The 21,543-nt window shown below is 66.3% G+C and carries 15 protein-coding genes; 7 read left to right on the forward strand and 8 right to left on the reverse strand.

The window, feature by feature from the left end:
- The first annotated feature begins 99 nt into the window (after window positions 1-99).
- From hrcA to AC3WJE_RS11960, 6 genes are all read left to right on the forward strand, one after another.
- Window positions 100-1,149 (forward strand): heat-inducible transcriptional repressor HrcA, encoded by a 1,050-nt coding sequence (gene hrcA, locus AC3WJE_RS11935; RefSeq protein WP_493731020.1) that lies wholly within the window; start codon window positions 100-102, stop codon window positions 1,147-1,149.
- A 156-nt stretch (window positions 1,150-1,305) separates the two neighbouring features.
- Complete coding sequence (gene grpE / locus AC3WJE_RS11940) at window positions 1,306-1,827, forward strand: nucleotide exchange factor GrpE (RefSeq protein WP_493731021.1); 522 nt, start codon at window positions 1,306-1,308, stop codon at window positions 1,825-1,827.
- A gap of 148 nt (window positions 1,828-1,975) precedes the next feature.
- A complete protein-coding gene (gene dnaK, locus AC3WJE_RS11945) occupies window positions 1,976-3,898 on the forward strand; it encodes a molecular chaperone DnaK (RefSeq protein ID WP_493731022.1) in 1,923 nt (640 codons plus the stop codon).
- Between the two features lie 161 nt (window positions 3,899-4,059).
- Entirely contained in the window at window positions 4,060-5,220 is a 1,161-nt protein-coding gene (gene dnaJ, locus AC3WJE_RS11950) for a molecular chaperone DnaJ (protein ID WP_493731023.1), read from the forward strand.
- Window positions 5,221-5,406: 186 nt separating this feature from the next.
- A complete protein-coding gene (gene pdxY / locus AC3WJE_RS11955) occupies window positions 5,407-6,318 on the forward strand; it encodes a pyridoxal kinase (protein ID WP_493731024.1) in 912 nt (303 codons plus the stop codon).
- Entirely contained in the window at window positions 6,315-7,427 is a 1,113-nt protein-coding gene (locus AC3WJE_RS11960; protein WP_493731025.1) for a prephenate dehydrogenase, read from the forward strand. Before pdxY ends, AC3WJE_RS11960 begins: the two co-directional genes overlap by 4 nt.
- 192 nt (window positions 7,428-7,619) lie before the next feature.
- On the opposite strand, the gene AC3WJE_RS11965 is transcribed toward AC3WJE_RS11960, so the two are convergent.
- From AC3WJE_RS11965 to AC3WJE_RS11975, 3 genes are all read right to left on the reverse strand, one after another.
- The gene (locus AC3WJE_RS11965) at window positions 7,620-7,811 is read right to left on the reverse strand and encodes a hypothetical protein (RefSeq protein ID WP_493731026.1); all 192 of its coding nucleotides are present in this window, start codon (window positions 7,809-7,811) and stop codon (window positions 7,620-7,622) included.
- Between the two features lie 78 nt (window positions 7,812-7,889).
- On the reverse strand, window positions 7,890-9,656 hold the full coding sequence (locus AC3WJE_RS11970) for an ABC transporter transmembrane domain-containing protein (protein WP_493731027.1): 1,767 nt from the start codon (window positions 9,654-9,656) through the stop codon (window positions 7,890-7,892).
- Window positions 9,649-10,245: an IMPACT family protein gene (locus tag AC3WJE_RS11975; protein WP_493731028.1), complete on the reverse strand. Its 597-nt coding sequence runs from the start codon at window positions 10,243-10,245 to the stop codon at window positions 9,649-9,651. Before AC3WJE_RS11975 ends, AC3WJE_RS11970 begins: the two co-directional genes overlap by 8 nt.
- A 172-nt stretch (window positions 10,246-10,417) precedes the next feature.
- On the opposite strand from AC3WJE_RS11975, the gene AC3WJE_RS11980 reads away from it, so the two are divergent.
- Window positions 10,418-13,249 carry a bifunctional diguanylate cyclase/phosphodiesterase gene (locus AC3WJE_RS11980; protein WP_493731029.1) on the forward strand — a complete coding sequence of 944 codons (2,832 nt, stop codon included), beginning with the start codon at window positions 10,418-10,420 and terminating at the stop codon, window positions 13,247-13,249.
- 185 nt (window positions 13,250-13,434) lie between these two features.
- On the opposite strand, the gene AC3WJE_RS11985 is transcribed toward AC3WJE_RS11980, so the two are convergent.
- The 5 genes from AC3WJE_RS11985 to AC3WJE_RS12005 form a co-directional block, all read right to left on the reverse strand.
- A complete protein-coding gene (locus AC3WJE_RS11985) occupies window positions 13,435-14,028 on the reverse strand; it encodes an LOG family protein (RefSeq protein ID WP_493731030.1) in 594 nt (197 codons plus the stop codon).
- A 135-nt stretch (window positions 14,029-14,163) separates the two neighbouring features.
- Window positions 14,164-15,600 carry a dihydrolipoyl dehydrogenase gene (gene lpdA, locus AC3WJE_RS11990; RefSeq protein WP_493731031.1) on the reverse strand — a complete coding sequence of 479 codons (1,437 nt, stop codon included), beginning with the start codon at window positions 15,598-15,600 and terminating at the stop codon, window positions 14,164-14,166.
- 111 nt (window positions 15,601-15,711) lie between these two features.
- The gene (sucB, locus tag AC3WJE_RS11995; RefSeq protein ID WP_493731032.1) at window positions 15,712-16,914 is read right to left on the reverse strand and encodes a dihydrolipoyllysine-residue succinyltransferase; all 1,203 of its coding nucleotides are present in this window, start codon (window positions 16,912-16,914) and stop codon (window positions 15,712-15,714) included.
- 53 nt (window positions 16,915-16,967) lie between these two features.
- Window positions 16,968-19,802: a 2-oxoglutarate dehydrogenase E1 component gene (locus AC3WJE_RS12000; RefSeq protein WP_493731034.1), complete on the reverse strand. Its 2,835-nt coding sequence runs from the start codon at window positions 19,800-19,802 to the stop codon at window positions 16,968-16,970.
- Between the two features lie 364 nt (window positions 19,803-20,166).
- Window positions 20,167-21,417, reverse strand: coding sequence for a ribosomal protein uL16 3-hydroxylase (locus AC3WJE_RS12005; protein WP_493731033.1), 1,251 nt, complete (start codon window positions 21,415-21,417; stop codon window positions 20,167-20,169).
- Window positions 21,418-21,543 lie beyond the last annotated feature (126 nt).

The raw sequence follows: 21,543 nt of genomic DNA on the forward strand, positions 1-21,543 counted from the left end.
TCGGGACGGTCTTGGGGTTCTGGGGAAGGAGGCGGGCAGATGCAGCTTGCCAACGATCCGGGCAGACATTATCTATGGTTCGTCTCACAGACTGATCCCATGCGCGCCTCTTCCACGCCATCGCTCGATCCCCGTGCCCGCCAGCTGCTGCGGACGTTGATCTCGCGCTACATCCACGACGGTGAGCCGGTCGGGTCCAAGACCCTGGCCCAGCACGCCGGACTCGACGTCAGCTCGGCAACGATCCGCAACATCCTGGCGGATCTGGAGGACATCGGGCTGCTCAGCTCGCCGCATACCTCGGCCGGGCGGGTGCCGACCGCGCACGGCTACCGGGTATTCGTCGACAGCCTGGTGCAGATGCAGCCGCCGGGCGAGGACGAGGTGCGCAGGCTGCGCGCCGAGCTGGCGTCCGGCGCCGGCACCCAGTCGCTGCTGGGCAGCGCCTCGCAGATGCTGTCGGCGATGAGCCACTTCGTTGGCGTGGTCAGCGCACCGCGGCGCGAGCAGTTCGCGTTCAGGCACATCGATTTCGTCGCCATCGACGCGCGCAAGGTGCTGGCGATCGTGGTGTTCGCCGACAACGAAGTGCAGAACCGGGTGATCGAGCCGCGCCGCGCCTACGAGCCGGCCGAGCTGGAGCGGGTCGCCAACTACCTGAATGCCCATTTCGCCGGCCGGGCGCTGTTGGACATCCGCGCCAGCCTGCTGCGTGAGCTGCGGGTGGCCAAGGACGAGATGGAGCAGTTGCTCTCGCACAGCGTGGATCTGGCGGGCGAGGCGCTGGCGCCGGCCGCCAGCGAGGACGTGCTGCTGGCCGGGCAGACCCGGTTGATGGGGGTGCAGGACCTGTCCGACCTGGACCGGCTGCGCGAGCTGTTCGAGGCCTTCGCCAGCAAGCGCGAGATCCTGCAGTTGCTGGAGCGCACGATCCAGGCGCCGGGCGTGCAGATCTTCATCGGCGAGGAGACCGGCATGGTGTCGCTGGAAGACGTCTCGCTGGTCACCGCCCCGTACACCGCGCATGGACAGGTGCTGGGCGTGCTCGGGGTGATCGGGCCGAAGCGGATGGCCTACGACCGGCTGATCCCGCTGGTGCAGGTCACCGCCGACATGCTCGGGGCGGCGATGGAGCCGCCGGCACGGTGATCGGCGGTGGAGCGGGGGCCTGCTCCACGGGCCTTATCGACAAGCTCAAGCGGAGCCAGCTTCGATCAACGAATACAGCGGCGCTTGAAACGCTGTGTGCCGGCCCACATAGGGGGTCGGGTGGGGCGGGTGTTCCTCCTGCCCGGGAATGGCTTAATGAACCAAGATCACCCTGAATTCGATTCCGAAGACCCCTCCCAGAACCAGCCGTCGGCCGATCCGTTGCAGGATGAAGTCGAAGCGCTGCGCAGCGAGATCGCGCTGATCAAGGCCGACGCCCTGCGCGAGCGTGCCGATCTGGAGAACCAGCGCAAGCGCATCACCCGCGACGTCGAGAACGCGCGCAAGTTCGCCAACGAGAAGCTGCTGGGCGAGCTGCTGCCGGTGTTCGACAGCCTCGATGCCGGCCTCACCGCCGCGGGCAGCGAGCCGAGCCCGCTGCGCGATGGCCTGGAGCTGACCTACAAGCAGCTGTTGAAGGTCGCCGCCGACAACGGCCTGCTGCTGCTCGACCCGACCGGCCACGCGTTCAATCCCGAACACCACCAGGCCATCAGCCAGGCCGACGCGCCCGAGGGCGTGGCGCCGGGCAGCGTGCTGCAGGTGTTCCAGAAGGGCTACCTGCTCAACGAACGCCTGTTGCGCCCGGCCCTGGTCGTGGTCGCACGCCACGACTGACCGGGGCACCGCGCCGGCGGGGTATCTGCCGGTGCAACGCAGTTTCGTGTGGGTGGCTTGAATGGGTTTACGCCATCCCCACATCTGGACCAGAACCCGGCGCGGGCCGGGAAAACAGACTTAAGAACACTCTTCAGGAGCCTCCCCTATGGGCAAGATCATTGGTATTGACCTCGGCACCACCAATTCGTGCGTGGCGATCATGGACGGCGGCAAGGCCCGCGTCATCGAGAATTCGGAAGGCGATCGCACCACGCCTTCGATCGTCGCCTACACCAAGGACGGCGAAGTGCTGGTCGGCGCCTCGGCCAAGCGCCAGGCCGTCACCAACCCGAAGAACACCTTCTACGCGGTGAAGCGCCTGATCGGCCGCAAGTTCACCGACGGCGAGGTGCAGAAGGACATCGCGCACGTGCCGTACGGCATCCTGGCGCACGACAACGGCGACGCCTGGGTGCAGACCAGCGATGGCAAGAAGATGGCGCCGCAGGAAATCTCCGCGCGCGTGCTGGAGAAGATGAAGAAGACCGCCGAGGACTTCCTGGGCGAGAAGGTCACCGAGGCGGTGATCACGGTGCCGGCCTACTTCAACGACAGCCAGCGCCAGGCGACCAAGGACGCCGGCCGCATCGCCGGCCTGGACGTCAAGCGCATCATCAACGAGCCGACCGCCGCAGCCCTGGCCTACGGTCTGGACAAGAATGGCGGTGATCGCAAGATCGCGGTGTACGACCTCGGCGGCGGTACCTTCGACGTGTCGATCATCGAGATCGCCGAAGTCGACGGCGAGAAGCAGTTCGAGGTGCTGGCCACCAACGGCGACACCTTCCTGGGTGGCGAGGACTTCGACAACCGCGTCATCGAGTACCTGGTGGAAGAGTTCCAGAAGGACCAGGGCATCGACCTGCGCAAGGATCCGCTGGCGCTGCAGCGCCTGAAGGACGCGGCCGAGCGCGCCAAGATCGAGCTGTCCACCAGCCAGCAGACCGAAGTGAACCTGCCGTACGTCACCGCTGACGCATCGGGCCCGAAGCACCTCAACATCAAGCTGACCCGCGCCAAGCTGGAAGCCCTGGTCGAGGATCTGGTCAAGAAGTCGATCGAACCGTGCCGCACCGCGCTCAACGACGCCGGCCTGCGCGCCAGCGACGTCAACGAGGTGATCCTGGTCGGCGGTCAGACCCGCATGCCGAAGGTGCAGCAGGCCGTGGCCGAGTTCTTCGGCAAGGAGCCGCGCAAGGACGTCAACCCGGATGAGGCCGTGGCGCTGGGTGCTGCGATCCAGGGCGGCGTGCTGGCCGGCGACGTCAAGGACGTGCTGCTGCTGGACGTGACCCCGCTGTCGCTGGGCATCGAGACCATGGGCGGCGTGTTCACCAAGATCATCGAGAAGAACACCACGATCCCGACCAAGGCCTCGCAGGTGTTCTCCACCGCCGAGGACAACCAGTCGGCCGTGACCGTGCACGTGCTGCAGGGCGAGCGCGAGCAGGCCCGCTTCAACAAGTCGCTGGCCAAGTTCGACCTGAGCGGCATCGAGCCGGCACCGCGCGGCCTGCCGCAGGTGGAGGTGTCCTTCGACATCGACGCCAACGGCATCCTGCACGTGTCGGCCAAGGACAAGAAGACCAACAAGGAGCAGAAGGTCGAGATCAAGGCCGGCTCGGGTCTGTCCGAGGACGAGATCGCGCGGATGGTGGCGGACGCCGAGGCCAACCGTGAGGAAGACAAGAAGTTCCACGAGCTGGTGCAGGCCCGCAACCAGGCCGATGGCCTGATCCATGCCACCCGCACCGCGATCAACGAGCACGGCAGCAAGGTGCCGGGCGATGTGATCGGCAAGGTCGAGTCGGCGCTGGCCGATCTGGAAACCGCGATGAAGGGTGACGACAAGAACCAGATCGAGGCCCGCACCAAGGCGCTGGAAGAGGCCGGCCAGTCGCTGTACGCCGCGGCTGCGGCCGCCGAGCAGGGTGGTGCAGCCGGTGGCGCCGATGCCGGCCCGCAGGCCAAGTCGCACGATGACGTGGTGGACGCCGAGTTCACCGAGGTCAAGGACGACAAGAAGTAAAGCCGGGATTGGGGAGTCGGGATCAGGGATTCGAAAGCCATGTGCGCTGGGTTTCCCTGCTCCCGATATCCTGTCCGTAGTGCTGGCAAAGGCGGAAGGGCGCAGGCCCTCCGCTTTTGCGTTTCACCAATCCCGAATTTCGAATCCCAAATCCCCGCCCCATGAGCAAACGCGATTACTACGAAGTACTGGGCGTCGCCCGCAACGCCAGCGATGAAGAGCTGAAGAAGGCCTATCGCCGCTGCGCGATGAAGCATCACCCGGATCGCAATCCGGGCGATGCCGCGGCCGAGGCGGCGTTCAAGGAATGCAAGGAGGCCTACGAAGTCCTCGCCGACGGCAACAAGCGCCGGATGTACGACGCGCATGGGCATGCGGCGTTCGAGCATGGCATGGGCGGTGGCGGTGGCGGTGGCGGTGGCGGTGGCGGTGGCGGTGGCGGTGGTCCGGGCGGTCCGGACATGGGCGATATCTTCGGTGACATCTTCGGCAGCATCTTTGGCGGGGCCGGCGGTGCGCGTCAGGCTCGTCGCGGTGCCGATGTCGGTTACGTGATGGAGCTGGAGCTGGAGGACGCGGTCGCCGGGATCGAGCGCCGTATCGAGATCCCGACCCTGGCCGAATGCCGCGAGTGCGACGGCAGCGGGTCAGAGGACGGCAAGGTCGAGAGCTGCACCACCTGCGGTGGGCGCGGCAATGTGCGCGTGCAGCGTGGACCGTTCGCGATGCAGCAGACCTGCCCGAATTGCGCCGGGCGCGGCAGCATCATCCGCAACCCCTGCAAGAGCTGCCACGGCGCTGGCCGTGTCGAGGAAGAGAAGGTTCTGTCGGTCAAGATTCCGGCGGGCGTGGACACCGGTGACCGTATCCGCCTGGCAGGTGAGGGCGAGGTCGGTCCGGCCGGCGCGCCTCCGGGTGATCTGTACGTGGAAGTGCGGGTGCGTGAGCACGCGATCTTCCAGCGCGACGGCGACGATCTGCACTGCGAGGTGCCGATCCGCATTGCCCAGGCCGCGCTGGGTGACACCGTGCGTGTGGGCACGCTCGATGGCGAGGCCGAGATCCGCATCCCGGCCGAGACCCAGACCGGCAAGTTGTTCCGGCTGCGCGGCAAGGGTGTCCGCTCGGTGCGCAGTCGTGCGCCGGGCGACCTGTACTGCCGTGTGGTGGTGGAGACGCCGGTCAACCTCACCGCCGAGCAGCGCAAGTTGCTGGAACAGTTCGAGGCCACCTTCATCGGTGATGATGCGCGCAAGCATTCGCCCAAGTCGGCGACGTTCATTGATGGCGTCAAGAGTTTCTGGGATCGGATGACGTCGTAAAGAGCCGGGATTGGGGATTTGGGATTGGGGATTCGCAAGGGCACCGGTGCATCCGGTGGGTATTTGTAGGAGCGGCTTCAGCCGCGATGAGGCGTTACCGCGGTAATGCCTCATCGCGGCTGAAGCCGCTCCTACGAAAGCAGGTGCTTCCCAATCCCCAATCCCGCCGCTCGCTACAATGCAGCGATGAACGAACACACCCACGAAAGCCACCTCGTCCACGGCCGCCGTCAGCGTCCGGACGGTCCCGCGCCGATCGACGTCATCTCGGTGCAATCGCAACTTGTCTACGGCCATGCCGGCAACAGTGCGGCGGTGCCGCCGCTGCGCGCGCTGGGCGTGCGGGTGGCGGAGATTCCGACCACGCTGCTCAGCAATGCGCCGTTCTATTCGACGCTGCGCGGTCGCATTCTGCCGGCCGACTGGTTCGCCGAGTTGCTGGTGGGGGCCAGCGAGCGCGGCCTGCCGCAGCGGGCCAAGATGCTGGTGTCCGGCTACTTCGGCAGCCTCGCCAATGGTGAAGCGTTCGCCGATTGGCTCGATGGTCTGCAGAGCGAGGCGCCGCAACTGCGCTATTGCCTGGATCCGGTGATCGGCGACACCCACACCGGTCCCTATGTCGAGCCGGCGCTGGAAAAGGTATTTATCGAACGCCTGCTGCCGAAAGCCTGGCTGGTGACGCCGAATGCCTACGAGCTGGGGCGGCTGAGTGGTCGTACCAGCCTGGCGCAGGACGATGCGATCGTCGCTGCGCGCGAGCTGCTTGAGCGCGGCCCGCAATGGGTGCTCGCACACAGCGTCGCCGGTGGCGAGGGCGAACTGGTCACGCTGGCGGTGAGTCGCGATGCGGTATGGCGCTGGGCTACGCCGTATCTGCCGGTGGACGTGGCCGGTACCGGCGATGTGCTGATGTCGCTGCTGGTCGGTTTTCTGTTGCGCGGTGAATCATTCGAAACCGCGGTCGGTCACGCGCTGTCGGGTGTGCATACGGCGCTGGAGGCGACCCTGGCCGAAGGTTACGAAGAATTCGATGTGCTCGTCGCTGCACCGGCCGCGCTGTCTGCGCCGGGGCGCTTTGCCGTCGAGCGTCTGGCATGACGACACGGCCCGTCGTCGGCATCGTCGGCAGCGCCGGTGCCTATGGCCGCTGGCTGACGCATTTCCTGCGCGATCGCATGCAGTTGGAGGTGATCGGCCGCGATCCGGCCGATCCGGCATCGTTGGACGAAGCCACGCTGGTCGCGCGTGCCGACGTGCTGGTGTTCTCGGCGCCGATCCGCCAGACCGAATCGCTGATCCGCCGCTACGCGGCGCTGGCGGCCGGTAGCGAGCGCGGCAAGTTGTGGCTGGACGTCACCTCGATCAAGCAGGGCCCGGTCGCGGCGATGCTGGAATCGCAGGCCGAAGTGGTCGGGCTGCATCCGATGACCGCGCCGCCGAAGTCGCCCACGCTCAAGGGCCGGGTGATGGTGGTGTGCGAAGCGCGCCTGCAGCACTGGAAGCCGTGGGTGCAGTCGCTGTACGACGCGCTGGAAGCCGAATGCGTACCGGCCTTGCCCGAGCACCATGATCGGGTGATGGCGCTGGTGCAGGCGATGGTGCATGCCACGCATCTGGCGCAGGCCGGCGTGCTGCGCGAGTACACGCCACTGCTCGGCGACCTGCAGTCGCTGATGCCGTTCCGCTCGGCCTCGTTCGAGCTGGACACCGCGATCATCGCGCGCATCCTCTCGCTCAATCCGGCGATCTACGAGGACATCCAGTTCGGCAATCCGTATGTCGGCGAGATGCTCGACCGGCTGCTGTCGCATCTGCAGGAGCTGCGTGCGCTGGTCGCGCAGGGCGACGATGCGGCGCGGGCGCGCTTCCGCGAGGTGTTCCTGCTCGGCAACAAGGCCGCGCTTGGCACGCAGGCGCTGGCAGGCGGCAACTACAGCTATGAGCGGGTCGGTTATTTGCTGGCCGACCTGACCGAAGCGCGTGCGCTGAGCGTCTATCTGCCGGAGGATCAGCCGGGTTCGTTGCGTGCGTTGCTGCATGTGTTCGAGCGGCACGCGGTCAATCTGTCCTCGATCCACTCCTCGCGCACGCCGGCCGGCGAGCTGCATTTCCGGATCGGTTTCGACCATGCCAGCGAGGCGATCGCGCTGGAGCGCGCTGCGCGCGAGATCGACGAGAGCGGCATCGGTCGGGTACTGCCACACTGAGCGAAGCGCCCCGGCTTTTTGTTGGAGCGGCTTCAGCCTCATCGCGGCTGAAGCCGCTCCTACGAAAAGCTGAGCTGGCATTTCATCCACATGGGCTGTGGATGAAATGCGGACAAGCATGTGGATAACGCGCCGCGCGCCTTGGCGCGCGGGCGTGTCAAGAGGGCTGGCGAAAAAATCGACAGCATCCGCTCATGCAGCGGACAGTGTCAGCTCGCCACCGGTGGTGGTATAGCGCTGCCCCTGACGCAGCAGATGACGACCATCGGCCAGCTCGTAGCGCGGCGATTCGTGTTGGTCGCGGGCCTTGGATTCGTCGCGGAACTCGATGACCACGTAGGTTTCGCCATCGGCAGCGATGGCCGGAAATTGCCGGAAAGACATTGCACACCTCCTGTACGGATTGCTGCCGGTCTGCGCCGGCAGCGCGAGGATGCGCAGGGGCGTGTTAGGAGAGCGTGGTCAATCGATGAATTGGAGGCGCGCGAGTTCAGCGTACAGACCGCCCTGCTCCAGCAGCTCGGCGTGCGTGCCCTGCGCGATGATGCGGCCGTGGTCCATCACCACGATGCGATCGGCCTTGAGCACGGTCGCCAGCCGGTGTGCGATCACCAGCGTGGTGCGGCCGGCCATCAGCCGTTCCAGCGCCTGCTGTACCGAGCGCTCACTCTGTGCGTCGAGCGCGCTGGTGGCCTCGTCGAGCAGCAGGATCGGAGCGTCCTTGAGCAGGGCGCGGGCGATCGCGATGCGCTGCTGCTGGCCGCCGGACAGGCGCGCGCCGCGTTCGCCCAGCTCGCTGGCATAACCCTCGGGCAGGGCTCGGATGAAGTCATCGGCTTCGGCGGCGACCGCGGCGGTCTGCAGTTCGGCATCGCTGGCTTCGAGCCGGCCGTAACGGATGTTGTCGGCGGCGCTGGCGGCGAACAGTGCCGGTTGCTGCGGTACCAGTGCGATCCGTTCGCGCAGCGCGATCGGATCCAGCTCGCGGATGTCGATGTCGTCGATGCTGACCACGCCGTCGCTGGGATCGTGGAAGCGCAGCAGCAGCGACAGCACGGTGCTCTTGCCGGCGCCTGAGGGGCCGACCAATGCCACGGTCTCGCCCGGCCGCACGTGCAGGGTGAAGCCGTCCAGCGCGGCCTGGGCGGGCCGCTGCGGATAGTGGAAGACCACGTTGTCGAAGCGGATCTCGCCGCGCAGTGGTGCCGGCAGCGCACGCGGCGATGCCGGGGCGTTCACGCCGGGGCGTTCGTGCAGCAGCTCGGCGATGCGGCCCATGCCACCGGAGGCGCGCTGCAATTCGTTCCAGACCTCGGCGAGTGCGCCGATCGAACCGCCGCCGATCAATGCGTACAGCACGAACTGGCCAAGCGTGCCGGGCGTCATGCGGCCTTCGATCACGTCGTGGGCGCCGGACCACAGCACCAGCACGATCGCGCCGAACACCAGCACGATCGCGATGGCGGTAACCAGTGCCTGGGTGCGGATACGGCGGCGCGCGGTCTGCACCGAGGCGTCCAGCGCCGCGCCGAAACGACCACGCTCGTAGGACTCACGCGCATGCGCCTGCACCGTGCGCACCGCGCCGAGGGTTTCGGCGGCCAGGGTATTGGCGTCGGCGACGCGATCCTGGCTGGCGCGGGAAATCTTCTGCAGCCGGCGTGCGCCGAGCACGATCGGCAACACCGCCAGCGGAATGCCGAACAGCGAGTACGCCGCCAGCCGTGGACTGGTGACGAACAGCATCGCCAGGCTGCCGACCACCGTGACCAGGCTGCGCAGCGCCACCGACATCGTCGTGCCGATCACGCTGCGCAGCAGCTCGCTGTCGGCGGACAACCGTGACACCAGCTCGCCACTGCGGTTGCGGTCGTGGAAACCGGCGTCCAGGCCGATCAGGTGGGCATACAGGCGGCTGCGCAGGTCGGCGACGACCTTCTCGCCGAGCAGCGACACGAAGTAGAAGCGCGCCGCGGTCGCGAACGCCAGCAGCACCGCTACCGCGAACAGCAGCGCGAAGGTCTGGTTGATCTGGCCGCCGCCTGAGAAGCCATGGTCGATCACCTGCTTGACCGCGGTCGGCAGGCTCAGCGTCGCCGCCGAGGACAGCCCCAGCGCCACCAGCCAGTAGACGAACAGGCCCAGGTGCCGGCGTACGAACGGCCACAGCGTGCGCAGGCTGCCCAGTTGTTTCAGTGGGCTTGATGGCCTGTCAGGGGAATCATTCATCTGTCCGTTCTTCGGAAATGCCAATACGGTTGCGGGTGGCGTCGCGCAGGCGGGTTTTCAAGGTGTCCTCCTGGTCCACCGGCAACTGAATGCGCATCTGCATCCCTGCGGCGTCGAAGGTTTCGGCGAGCTTCACCGCAGCATGCACGGGCAGCAAGGCATGCACCAGCCCGATGTCGTCGAAGCGGCAACTCAGTCGCAATGTGCTCATCGGTGTCAGTGGCAGACGCGGCGCCTGCCGCAGGCATTCGGCCGCGGTACCGCCGTAGGCACGCACCAGCCCACCCGCGCCGAGCTTGATCCCGCCGAACCAGCGCGTCACCACGACCGCCACGCGGTCGAAGCCCTGGCCGTCGATCGCGGCCAGGATCGGTCGTCCGGCGGTGCCCGCAGGCTCGCCGTCGTCGCTGGAGCGGTAGTCGTTGCCGTGACGGTAGGCCCAGCAGTTGTGCGTGGCCTCCGGATCGGAAACCTCGCGGATGAAGGCCAGTGCGGCTTCGCCGCCATCGATCGGAGCGGCCAGGGCGAGGAAGCGGCTGTGCTTGACGTCCTGCGCGTGCTGGACGGAACTGGCAAGGGTATCGGGCATTGGTTTCTGATTTTAAGCAATGCCGCCTGACTGCGTGGCTGTCAGGGCCGATGCGAGACGCTATGCTCGCGCTCGGGGAGTACCGGAACAAAAATGAAAGGCCCGGATGGATAGCCATACCGAAGCGCGCAACAATCCATCATGGCTTCGGCCGTCCGAGGCATGCCAGCGCGTGACCGTGCCGTTGGCAGGTCTGCTGCCGGGGACTGCCTCCGTCGCGGTCGCCTGGCGCGAACGCATGTCGGGACTGGGCGAGGGCGGTTTCCTGTCCGGTTTGACTTCGTTGCGGACGAGGCTGGTCGATGCGCTCGAAGGCCTGGTGAGCGACGGCGAGCATCTGCACACATGGTCTTCCGCGGACGGTGCGGTGGATTTCGCTGTGACGTGGGAATACGCAACGGCATCTTCCACGCCGCCGGAGGCGGGCTGGCTGCAGGCGGCACGCGCCGCCACCCAGGGCGCGCATGAGCGTGCGCGCCTGGAATCGCAGGTCAGCGAGCTGGAGAAATCCAAGCGCCTGCAGCAGGCGCTCTACGAGATCGCCGATCTGTCCGGCGACCTTCTGGAGTTGCCGCAGATGGTGCGGCGGATCCACCAGGTGGTGGCCTCGCTGATGTATGCCGAGAATTTCTTCATCGTCGAATACGACGCGTTCGACGAGAGCATGCGCTTCGTCTATTTCGCCGATACCGTGGACAGCTTCGCGCCCGATCCCGGCTATCGCTATACCCACGAGGATTTCCCGAGCAGCCTCACTTTCGCGCTGCTGGAGCGCGGTGTGCCGTTGTGGGGACCGTCGGATCATCTGGCGCAGGGCCTGGGCATGCCGGTGGATGCCGCGCGTGGCCCGGAGAGCAACGACTGGCTCGGCGTCCCGATGCTGCGCGACGGTCGGGTATCCGGGGCGATCGTGGTGCAGAGCTACGACGAGCGGATCGCCTTCAGCGAGCGGGATCGCAGCCTGCTCATCTTCGTCGCCCAGCACGTGCTGACCGCGTTGGACCGGCGCCAGGCCCAGCTCCAGCTGACGAGCCGGGTCGAGGAACGCACCGCCGAGCTGCAGCGGGCCAACCGCAGCCTGCAGGAGGAGATCGTCGAGCGCAGGCGCGCCGAGACCCTGCAGATGGCGTTGTTCCGCATCTCCGAGCTGGCGGTGGCCTCCGAGAGCCAGGAGCAGTTCTATGCCGAAGTCCACGCGGTGGTCGGCGGCCTGCTGGACGCGCGCAACTTCTACATCGCGCTGCTCGACGAGAGTGGGGAACACCTGGAATTCCCGTACTCGGTGGATGAACACAGCCGCGTGCGGCCAGCGCGACGTTTCAGCAACGGCCTCACCGAGCACGTGATCGCCAACCGCCACGCGCTGCTGGTCGATCATGAGCAGATCGACACTCTGGCGGCGGCGGGCGAGGTGTTGCGCTTCGGCCAGCGGGCGAGCAGCTGGCTGGGCGTGCCGTTGTTCATCGAGGACGAGGTGGTCGGTGCGGTGGTCGTGCAGAGCTACTCCGGCGAGGTGTGCTATTCGCTGGACGACCAGCGGCTGCTCGCGTTCGCCGCCAACAACATCGGCAATGGCCTGGCGCGGCAACGCAACCAGGCGCGATTGCGCCAGGCGCATGCCGAACTGGAGCAGCGCGTGCATGAGCGCACCCGCGAGCTGGCGCAGCTCAACGAGCAACTGGTCGGGCAGATCGCCGAGCGTATCCGTGCCGAACAGCGTTTGACCCATCAGGCGCTGCACGATGCGCTGACCGGTCTGCCCAATCGTGCCCACCTGCTCGATTGCCTGGACAGTGCGATCACGCGCGCCAGCGTGGCCGGTGGGTCGCCCTTTGCGGTGCTGTTCCTGGATCTGGATCGCTTCAAGCTGGTCAACGACAGCGTGGGCCACGTCGCCGGCGATCAGATGCTGGTGGAAGTGGCGCAGCGCATCGTCGCCACGGTCCGCGCCGACGACATGGTGGCGCGGCTGGGCGGCGACGAATTCGCGATCCTGATGCATTGCCCGGAAGGAGACGAGGCGGCGAGCGACCTCGCGCGCCGGTTGCACAACGTGCTTGGCCAGCCGATGTGGGTGGCGGGCCGCGAACTGTTTCCGTCCGCCAGCGTCGGCGTCGCGTTCTGGAACGCCCGCTATCGCAGCGGTGAGGAACTGCTGCGCGATGCCGATGCGGCGATGTACCGTGCCAAGGCGCAGGCGCATGAGCGCTTTGCCGTGTTCGATGAGGCGATGCGCGAGGAAGCGATGCGCAGCCTCGATCTGGAAGCGGATATCCGCCGCGCGCTGAAGAGTCGCGACTTCCAGCCCTACTACCAGCCGATCGTGCGGCTCGACGATGGCCAGGTGATCGGCTACGAGGCGCTGCTGCGCTGGAATCACGAGAGTCGTGGCCTGCTGCGACCGGATGCGTTCATCCACCTCGGCGAAGGCAGTGGCCTGATCGAGCATGTGGACTGGCAGCTCTACGAGCAGGTGATCGGGCACCTGGCCAACACCCGCAGCGGTTACATCTCGGTCAATGTATCGCCGCTGCACTTCCGCTCCTCGGATTTCGTCGAGCGGCTGCTGGGGCTGGTGGATGCCGCCGGTGCCGATCCGACCCGGCTGCGGCTGGAAATCACCGAGGTCGCGCTGCTGGAAGACGCGCCACGGATCCTGGAAATCCTCAACAACCTGCGCGCCCGCGGTGTGCTGGTGCAGCTGGACGACTTCGGAACCGGCTATTCGGCGCTGTCCTATCTGTATCGTTTCCCGATTTCGGTGCTGAAGATCGATCGCAGTTTCGTCGCCAACCTGCATGCCCCGGACGGCCAGGATTCGCTGGCACTGGTGCGCAGCATCCTGGCACTGGCGGCCACGCTCGGGATCGAGACGGTGGGCGAGGGTATCGAGACGGCGCGCCAGCTGCACACGCTGCGCGAATTCGGCTGCCACTACGGGCAGGGTTACCTGCTGGGCGTGCCGGCACCGGAGATGCAGGGCGTGGCGGCGCTTCCGATTTAGAGCGGGTTTGTCATGGGTGGTTGCGGCTTGGTCATCCCCGCGTAGGCGGGGAGCCAATGGTGTCGGAGGGGGCTGTAGCGATCAGCGCAATGCTTTCTGATGCTTTTCGTCGATCCGCGCCCCAGCAGCAGGCAGGCGCCAGGATGGTGGGCGCGTCGCCACGCTCCCGGATCGTACCGCCAGAATCAGCGCAACGCTTTCTGGCGTTTCTCGTCGATCCACTTATCCGCCTGCGCCGGCGCGTAACCCCGCATCCATTCCAGCATCGTGTCGATATCCGAGCCGTGCCACAGGTCGGCGCGTTGCTCCGGATGCAGAAAACGCTCCTCGACCATCCGGTCGATCATGCCGATCAACGGTGCATAGAAGCCATCGACGTCCAGGAATGCGCACGGCTTGTTGCCGATGCCGAGCTGGCGCCAGGTCAGCATCTCGAACATCTCGTCCATCGTGCCGAAGCCGCCCGGCAGGGCGACGAACGCATCGGACAGATCGAACATGCGCATCTTGCGCTCGTGCATCGAGCCGACCACCTGCAGTTCGGTCAGGCCGCGATGCGCGACTTCCCAGTCGGCGAGCTGCTGCGGGATCACACCGGTGACTTCGCCGCCGGCTTCAAGTACGGAATCGGCGACGATGCCCATCAACCCGACCTTGCCGCCACCGTAGACCAGGCGCAGGCCATCACGTGCGATGCGCTGACCAAGCGCGGCAGCGCGTTCGGCGTAGATCGGCTTGTTGCCGGCGTTGGAACCGCAGTAGACGCAGATGCTTTTCATTGGGGCTGGGATTCGGGATTCGGGATTGGGGATTCGTAAAAGCAGACGCCGGGCTTGGGCCCGGCGTTGGGGAATGGCAAGGGTGGCGATCCGGGAGCGGGGTGCTTGCGCGAATCCCCAATCCCGGCCTTCGATTCAATTCGCCTTATGAATCGCGCGCTTGCTAACCGCCATCGCCGCATCGTGGATGGCTTCCGACAGGGTCGGGTGGGCGTGGCAGATGCGGGCGAGGTCGTCGGCCGAACCGCTGAACTCCATCGTCAGCACGCCTTCGTGCACCAGTTCGGAGACGTTGACGCCGACCAGGTGCAGGCCCAGCACGCGATCGGTCTCGGCATGCGCCAGCACCTTCACGAAACCGGCCGGCTCGGCCATCGCCACTGCACGGCCCACCGCGGCGAACGGGAACGAACCGGACTTGTACGGAATGCCTTCGGCCTTGAGCTGCTGCTCGGTCTTGCCGACCCAGGCGATTTCCGGCTCGGTGTAGATCACCCACGGAATCGTGTCGAAGTTGACGTGGCCCGGCAGGCCCGCGATCAGTTCAGCCACCGCGATGCCTTCCTCGAAGCCCTTGTGCGCCAGCATCGGGCCGCGCACGCAGTCGCCGACTGCCCACACGCCGTTGACGCCGGTGTGGCAGTGCGCATCGACCTCGATCTGGCCGCGCTCGTTGAGCTTGACCCCGGTGCCCTCGGCCAGCAGGCCCTTGGTGGCGGCACGACGACCGACCGCCACCAGCAGCTTGTCGACGGTGAGCGTCTTCTCGCCTTCGGCATCGGTGTAGGTGACGACCACTTCCTTCTTGGCGCCCTTGCCGGTGATCTCGGTCTTGCTGACCTTGGCACCGAGCTTGATTTCCAGGCCCTGCTTCTTGAATTCCTTGGCCGCGGTCTTGGCGACCTCGGCATCGGCGGCGGCGAGGAAGTCCGGCAGCGCTTCGAGGATGGTGACCTCGCTGCCCAGACGCTTCCACACGCTGCCCAGCTCCAGGCCGATCACGCCGGCGCCGATCACGGCCAGACGCTTGGGCACTTCGGTGAAATCCAGCCCGCCGACGTTGTCGACGATGCTGTCGCCGTCGAACTTGGCGAACGGCAGCTCGATCGAATCCGAGCCCGGTGCCAGGATCACGTTGGCGGCCTTCAGCTCGATCTCGCCGCCTTCGTGCTGCTGCACCTTGACCACATTGCCCGGCTGCAACTGCGCGAAGCCGTAGTACGGGGTGATCTTGTTCGCCTTGAACAGCATCGCGATGCCGCCGGTGAACTGCTTCACGATCTTGTCCTTGCGGCCGACCATCGCCGCGACATCGATCTTGGCATCCTTGAAGGTGATGCCGTGTTCGCCGAACAGGTGGCTCATGTTCCAGTACTGGCGCGAGGAGTCCAGCAGCGCCTTGGACGGGATGCAGCCCACGCGCAGGCAGGTACCGCCGAGGGCGGGCTTGCCGTCCTTGCCCAGCGCCGCGTCGACGCAGGCGACCTTCATGCCCAATTGCGCCGCACGGATGGCAGCGTGGTAACCGGCCGGGCCGGCACCGATGACGACGACATCGTATTGTTCGCTCATTCTTCGCTCACGTGATTCGAGATTTGGGATTCGGGATTGGTAAAAAGCAGGACTCGTGGGACGGGGACGCTTTTGCGAATCCCCAATCCCGAATCCCCAATCCCGGCCGCATCACAGGCCAAACAACATCCGGCCCGGGTTTTCCAGCTGGTTCTTGATGTCGACCAGGAACTGCACCGAATCCTTGCCGTCGATGATGCGGTGGTCGTAGGACAGTGCCAGGTACATCATCGGGGCGATCACGACCTGGCCGTTCTCGGCGATCGGACGCTCCTTGATGGCGTGCATGCCCAGGATCGCGCTCTGCGGCGGGTTGATGATCGGGGTCGACAGCAGCGAGCCGAAGGTGCCGCCATTGGTGATGGTGAAGGTGCCGCCCTGCAGCTCTTCCAGGCTCAGCTTGCCGGCGCGCGCCTTGGCGGCGTAGTCGGCGATGCCCTGCTCGATGTCGGCGAACGACTGGCGCTCGACGTTGCGCAGCACCGGCGTCACCAGGCCCTTGTCGGTCGACACCGCGATCGAGATGTCGCTGTAGCCGTGGTAGATGATGTCGTCGCCGTCGATCGAGGCGTTGACCAGCGGGAAGCGCTGCAGCGCGTTGGCGGCGGCCTTGACGAAGAAGCTCATGAAGCCGAGCTTGATGCCGTGGGCCTTCTGGAACTCGTCCTGCAGCTCCTTGCGCGCGGCCGAGACCTTGGCGAGGTTGACCTCATTGAAGGTGGTCAGCATCGCGGTCGAGTTCTTCGAGTCCATCAGGCGCTTGGCGATGGTCTTGCGCACGCGGGTCATCGCCACGCGCTCTTCCGGACGTGCGCCCGCGGCCTTGCCGGCGCCGCCGTTCCTGGCGTAATTGACAATGTCTTCCTTGGTCACCGCGCCACGGCGGCCGGTGCCGTCCACTTCGGACGGGTTCACGCCTTCGGTGATTGCGGCGAAGCGAGCGCCCGGCGGCAGGCTGTCGGCGGCCGACGACTTGGCCGCCGGGGCCGGAGCGGCGGCTGCGGCAGGCGCCGCGGCGGCGGCCGGGGCCTTCTTCTCTTCCGCAGCCGGCGCGGCCGGAGCGGCAGCGGCGACGGCGCCTTCCTCGATGATCGCCAGCACGGTGTTGCTGGTCACGGTGCTGCCGGCTTCGAACTTGATTTCCTTCAGCACGCCGTCGACGGGCGACGGCACTTCCAGAACGACCTTGTCGGTTTCCAGATCGACCAGGTTCTCATCGCGCTTGACGGCCTCACCGGCCTTTTTGTGCCAGCTGGCGATGGTGGCGTCGGAGACGGATTCGGGAAGTACCGGCACTTTGACTTCGGTGGCCATTTTGAGGAGCGTCCTAGGGTTTCTTGTTTCTTAGGAAAGGTAAGGGGGAATGCTTATTCAGCGACTTGGTCGTTGAACGGATTGACCAGTGCGTCCGCGAGAAGCTGCTTGAGCTCCTCGACGTGCTCGGCCATGTGGCCGGCCGCCGGGGAGGCCGAACGCGCGCGGCCTGCGTAGTGCAGTTCGCGACCCTTCGGCAGCACCGCCTGCAGGTGGTGCTTGATCTGGTACCAGGCACCCTGGTTCTGCGGCTCTTCCTGCGCCCACACCACGTCGGTGGCATTGGGATACTTGGCCAGTTCGGCGGCGAGCAGCACGCGCGGGAACGGATACAGCTGTTCCACGCGGATGATCGCCACGTCGTCCTGGCCGCGCTTCTGCACGTCCTCCAGCAGGTCGTAGTAGACCTTGCCCGAGCAGACCACGACGCGCTTGACCTTGGCCGGATCGGTCTTGGCGTCGCCGATGATGTGCTGGAACTCGCCGTTGGCCAGCTCGTCCAGCGAGGACACCGCCAGCTTGTGGCGCAGCAGCGACTTGGGCGACATCACCACCAGCGGCTTGCGGGTGGTCATGCACAGCTGGCGACGCAGCATGTGGAAGCACTGGGCCGGGGTGGTCGGCGTGCAGACCAGCATGTTCTCCATCGCGCACAGCTGCAGGAAGCGCTCCAGGCGCGCCGAGCTGTGCTCCGGGCCTTGCCCTTCGTAGCCGTGCGGCAGCAGCAGCGTCAGGCCGCTCAGACGGCTCCACTTGGCCTCGCCGGCGGCGATGAACTGGTCGATCACGACCTGCGCGCCGTTGGCGAAGTCGCCGAACTGCGCTTCCCAGATGCACAGGGTGTCCGGATCGGTGGTCGAGTAGCCGTACTCGAAGCCCATCACCGCTTCCTCGCTGAGCAGCGAGTCGATCACGGTGGCGTCATCCGGGTTGTCCACCAGCTGGCGCAGCGGCAGGTAGTACTCGTCGGTCTTCTGGTCGTGGATGATCGCGTGGCGGTGGAAGAACGTACCGCGACCGGCGTCCTCGCCGACCAGGCGCAGGCGGTAGCCTTCCTCGAGCACGGTGGCATAGGCCAGGTTCTCGGCGAAGCCCCAGTCGGCCGGCAGCTCGCCGGCGGTCATCTTGGCGCGGTCTTCGTAGATCTTCTTGACGCGGTTGTGCATCTCGATCTGGGACGGGATCGTGTTGATGATCTCGGCCAGCTTGACCAGCTTGGACTTGTCGTAGCCGGTATCGATCTTGTCGGTCAGGCTGCCGGTCAGGTACTTGGACCAGTCGATCGCGAACTCGTCCTCGCGGCTCTGGGCCAGCTCGGTGGTGTATTCGCCCGAGTCGAGCTTGGCACGGTAGCCATCGACCAGCGCCTGCGCCTCGCCGGCCTGCAGCACGCCTTCCTTCTCCAGCTGCGCCGCGTACAGCTCGCGGGTGGTCTGGTGCTTGCGGATGATCTGGTACATCACCGGCTGGGTCACCGCCGGCTCGTCGGCCTCGTTGTGGCCCCAACGGCGGTAGCAGATCAGGTCGATGAAGACGTCCTTCTTGAACTTCTGGCGGAAGTCGTAGGCCAGCTCGGTGACATAGGCCACCGCGTCCGGATCGTCGCCGTTGACGTGGAACACCGGCGCTTCGACCATCTTGGCCACGTCGGTGCAGTACAGGGTCGAACGCACGTCGTCGATGCGGCTGGTGGTGAAGCCAACCTGATTGTTGATGACGATGTGCAGGGTGCCGCCGATCGCGAAACCGCGCGCCTGCGACATCTGCAGCAGTTCCATCACCACGCCCTGGCCGGCCACCGCGGCATCGCCGTGGATCAGGATCGGCAGCACGCGCTCGCGCGCGACGTCGCCGTAGCGCTCCTGGCGCGAACGCACGGAGCCGGCGACCACCGGATCGACGATTTCCAGGTGCGACGGGTTGAACGCCAGCGCCAGGTGCAGCGGGCCACCCGGGGTGGCCACGTCGGCGGAGAAGCCCATGTGGTACTTCACGTCGCCGGTGTGGGCGCGGTCGTCATGGGCGTGCTCGAACTTGCCCTCGAACTCGTCGAACAGCTTGCGCGGGTTCTTGCCGAGGGTGTTGATCAGCACGTTCAGGCGGCCGCGGTGGGCCATGCCGATCACCACGTCGCGGACGCGGTCCACGCCGGAGCGGCGCACCAGCACGTCCATCATCGGGATCAGCGAGTCGCCGCCTTCCAGCGAGAAGCGCTTCTGGCCGACGTACTTGGTATGCAGGTAGCGCTCCAGGCCCTCGGCGGCGGTCAACCGCTCGAGCACGCGCTTGCGGGTCTCGCTGTCGGCGGCGAAGCGGCCGCCATCGTTCTCCAGGCGCTGGTAGATCCACTGGCGCTGCTCGACATCGGAGATGTGCATGAACTCCGAGCCGATGCTGCCGGTGTAGGTGTTCTTGAGCCGGGTGAACAGGTCACGCAGCTTCATGCGCGGCTGGCCGCCGACGCCACCGGTGCTGAACTCGCTGTCCAGGTCCGACTGCGAGAAGCTGTGGAACGGCAGGTCCAGATCCGGCGGGTTGGTCGGCGGGGTCAGGCCCAGCGGGTCCAGGCGGGCGCCGAGGTGGCCACGCGAACGGTAGGAGGTGATCAGACGACCGACGTTGCGCTCGCGCTCGTCGCTCTGGCCACTCCCGCCGCCGATGCCGTCGTTGAGCGCCTTCCTGGAGGCTTCGGCGATATGCGCGACAACTGCCGAGTGCGGGAGATCACCGGCTTCGCGGCCTTGGAAGCCGTCGAAGTAGCTCTTCCACTTCGGGTCGATGCTGTCGGGGGAGACGAGGTACTGCTCGTAGAGGTCCTCGATATAGGCGGCGTTGCCGCCGGCGAGCTGGGAAGACTGCGCGAACTGCTTTAGTTGGTTGTCCACGATCGTATGTCGGGTGGTGGCTGCGGTTGCGCCCAGCCGCTATGGCAGCCGGGCCTTGAGGAAACCAAAAAATTATACCCCTGCATCTACAGGGCTGATGTGTGGAACGGGTATGGGGCGATATGGCATCGATATCGTACAGGGCCGAGTCAGATCGGATGCCCACTGCCCGGATGGGCTCCGGGCGATGCTTGTTTCCTGCATTGGCGCGAGCCGCGAGCGCAGTCGGCGCCTGCCTGGGCGACCGTTGAGTCGTGCCTTGCCATCGTCGAAACGGTGATCCGTTGGACGAAAGTAGTAGCCATGCGAGTCATCTGCCAGTTGGGCTATCGGGCAGATCGATCAAAGACGCTGACCGCAACAGGGATCACTCGGCCTCGTCATCGGCCTCGTCTTGTTCCGGGCCGCCGGGCTGGTAGTGTCCGGCCGCGACCAGCTCGGCGAGCGCCTCGCGGCCCTTGCGGGACAGGCGGGCGAAGTGCGCCGCATCGAGGGTTTCCTGTTCGGACAGCAGTTGCGCGTCGCCGATCGTCAGTTCGAACGAAAGTCCGCTGAAGAACAGGGTGGTGCCACGCTTGGCACGGCGCCAGGCCACGCGCGACCACGGATGCCGGTGCAGCGACACGCCTTCGGCCAGCACCTGCTCGAGGCCGGCGTGGTCGGGTGCGTCCGGCGCCGGCATCACCTCGCCGGAAGCCCGGTACGTGGTGATGAAACGGCCGAACCAGTCGCCCAGCCTGTCCGGATCGTTCATGCGCAATGCGTTGAGCGCTTCAACCACGCGATTCATCGCGGTGGTGTCGATCTCGTAGGGATCAGCCGGAGCGGTCAGATCCTCGTCGTGATAGCGGACGGCCTCGTCGGCCTCGGCGACCAGATTGTCCAGGTAATCGCCGATCAGCTCGGCCGAGGACGGGGCGCGCATGCCGATCGAGAAGGTCAGGCACGGATCCTCGGCGACGCCGTGGTGCGGTACCAGCGGCGGCAGGTACAGCATGTCGCCCGGGGCCAGTACCCAGTCGTGGGTCACGTTGAACTGGCGCAGCAGCTTGATGTCGACATCGTCGCGGAATGCCAGGTCCGGTGCCTTGCGACCGAGCGCGGCGCTGGCGTCGATCTGCCAGCGGCGATGGCCGTGGGCCTGCAGCAGGAACACGTCGTAGTGGTCCACGTGCGCGCCGACCGAGCCGCCGGTGGCGGCGAAGCTGATCATGACATCGTCGATGCGCCAGCGCGGCAGGAAGCTGAACTGATCCAGCAGCGCACGTACGTCCGGATCCCACTTGTCGACGTCCTGCACCAGCAGGGTCCAGTCGTGGTCGGGCAGGCCGGGGAAGTCCTCTTCCTGGAACGGGCCGCTGCGCACGCTCCATTCGTCGCGATCACGGTCGTGGCTGATCAGGCGCGCGAGCACGCCATCCTCGCAGGCCAGGCCGGCCAGGTCCTCCGGCAGCACCGGGGTCTGGAAGTCTGCGAAGGCGTTGCGGATCAACAGCGGACGCTTGTGCCAGAAATCGCGCAGGAAACGCTCGGTAGGCATGCCCAGCGGCTGCTGGCGGGTGGCTTCGACCTCGAAGGGAAGCGTGACGGTGCGGGACTTGGTGGTTTTCTTGGTCATCGGCGCGGCCGGAGGAAGCGAGAGGGAGGCAACTGTGATGCGTGCGGCGTCGATCAGATGCCTGAATCATCGTAGGAGCGGCTTCAGCCGCGAGGGGCTTTACCGGCGCACTTGGAGGTCCGGGCT

The organism is Pseudomonas sp. GW821-FHT07E12 (genome assembly GCF_058986605.1).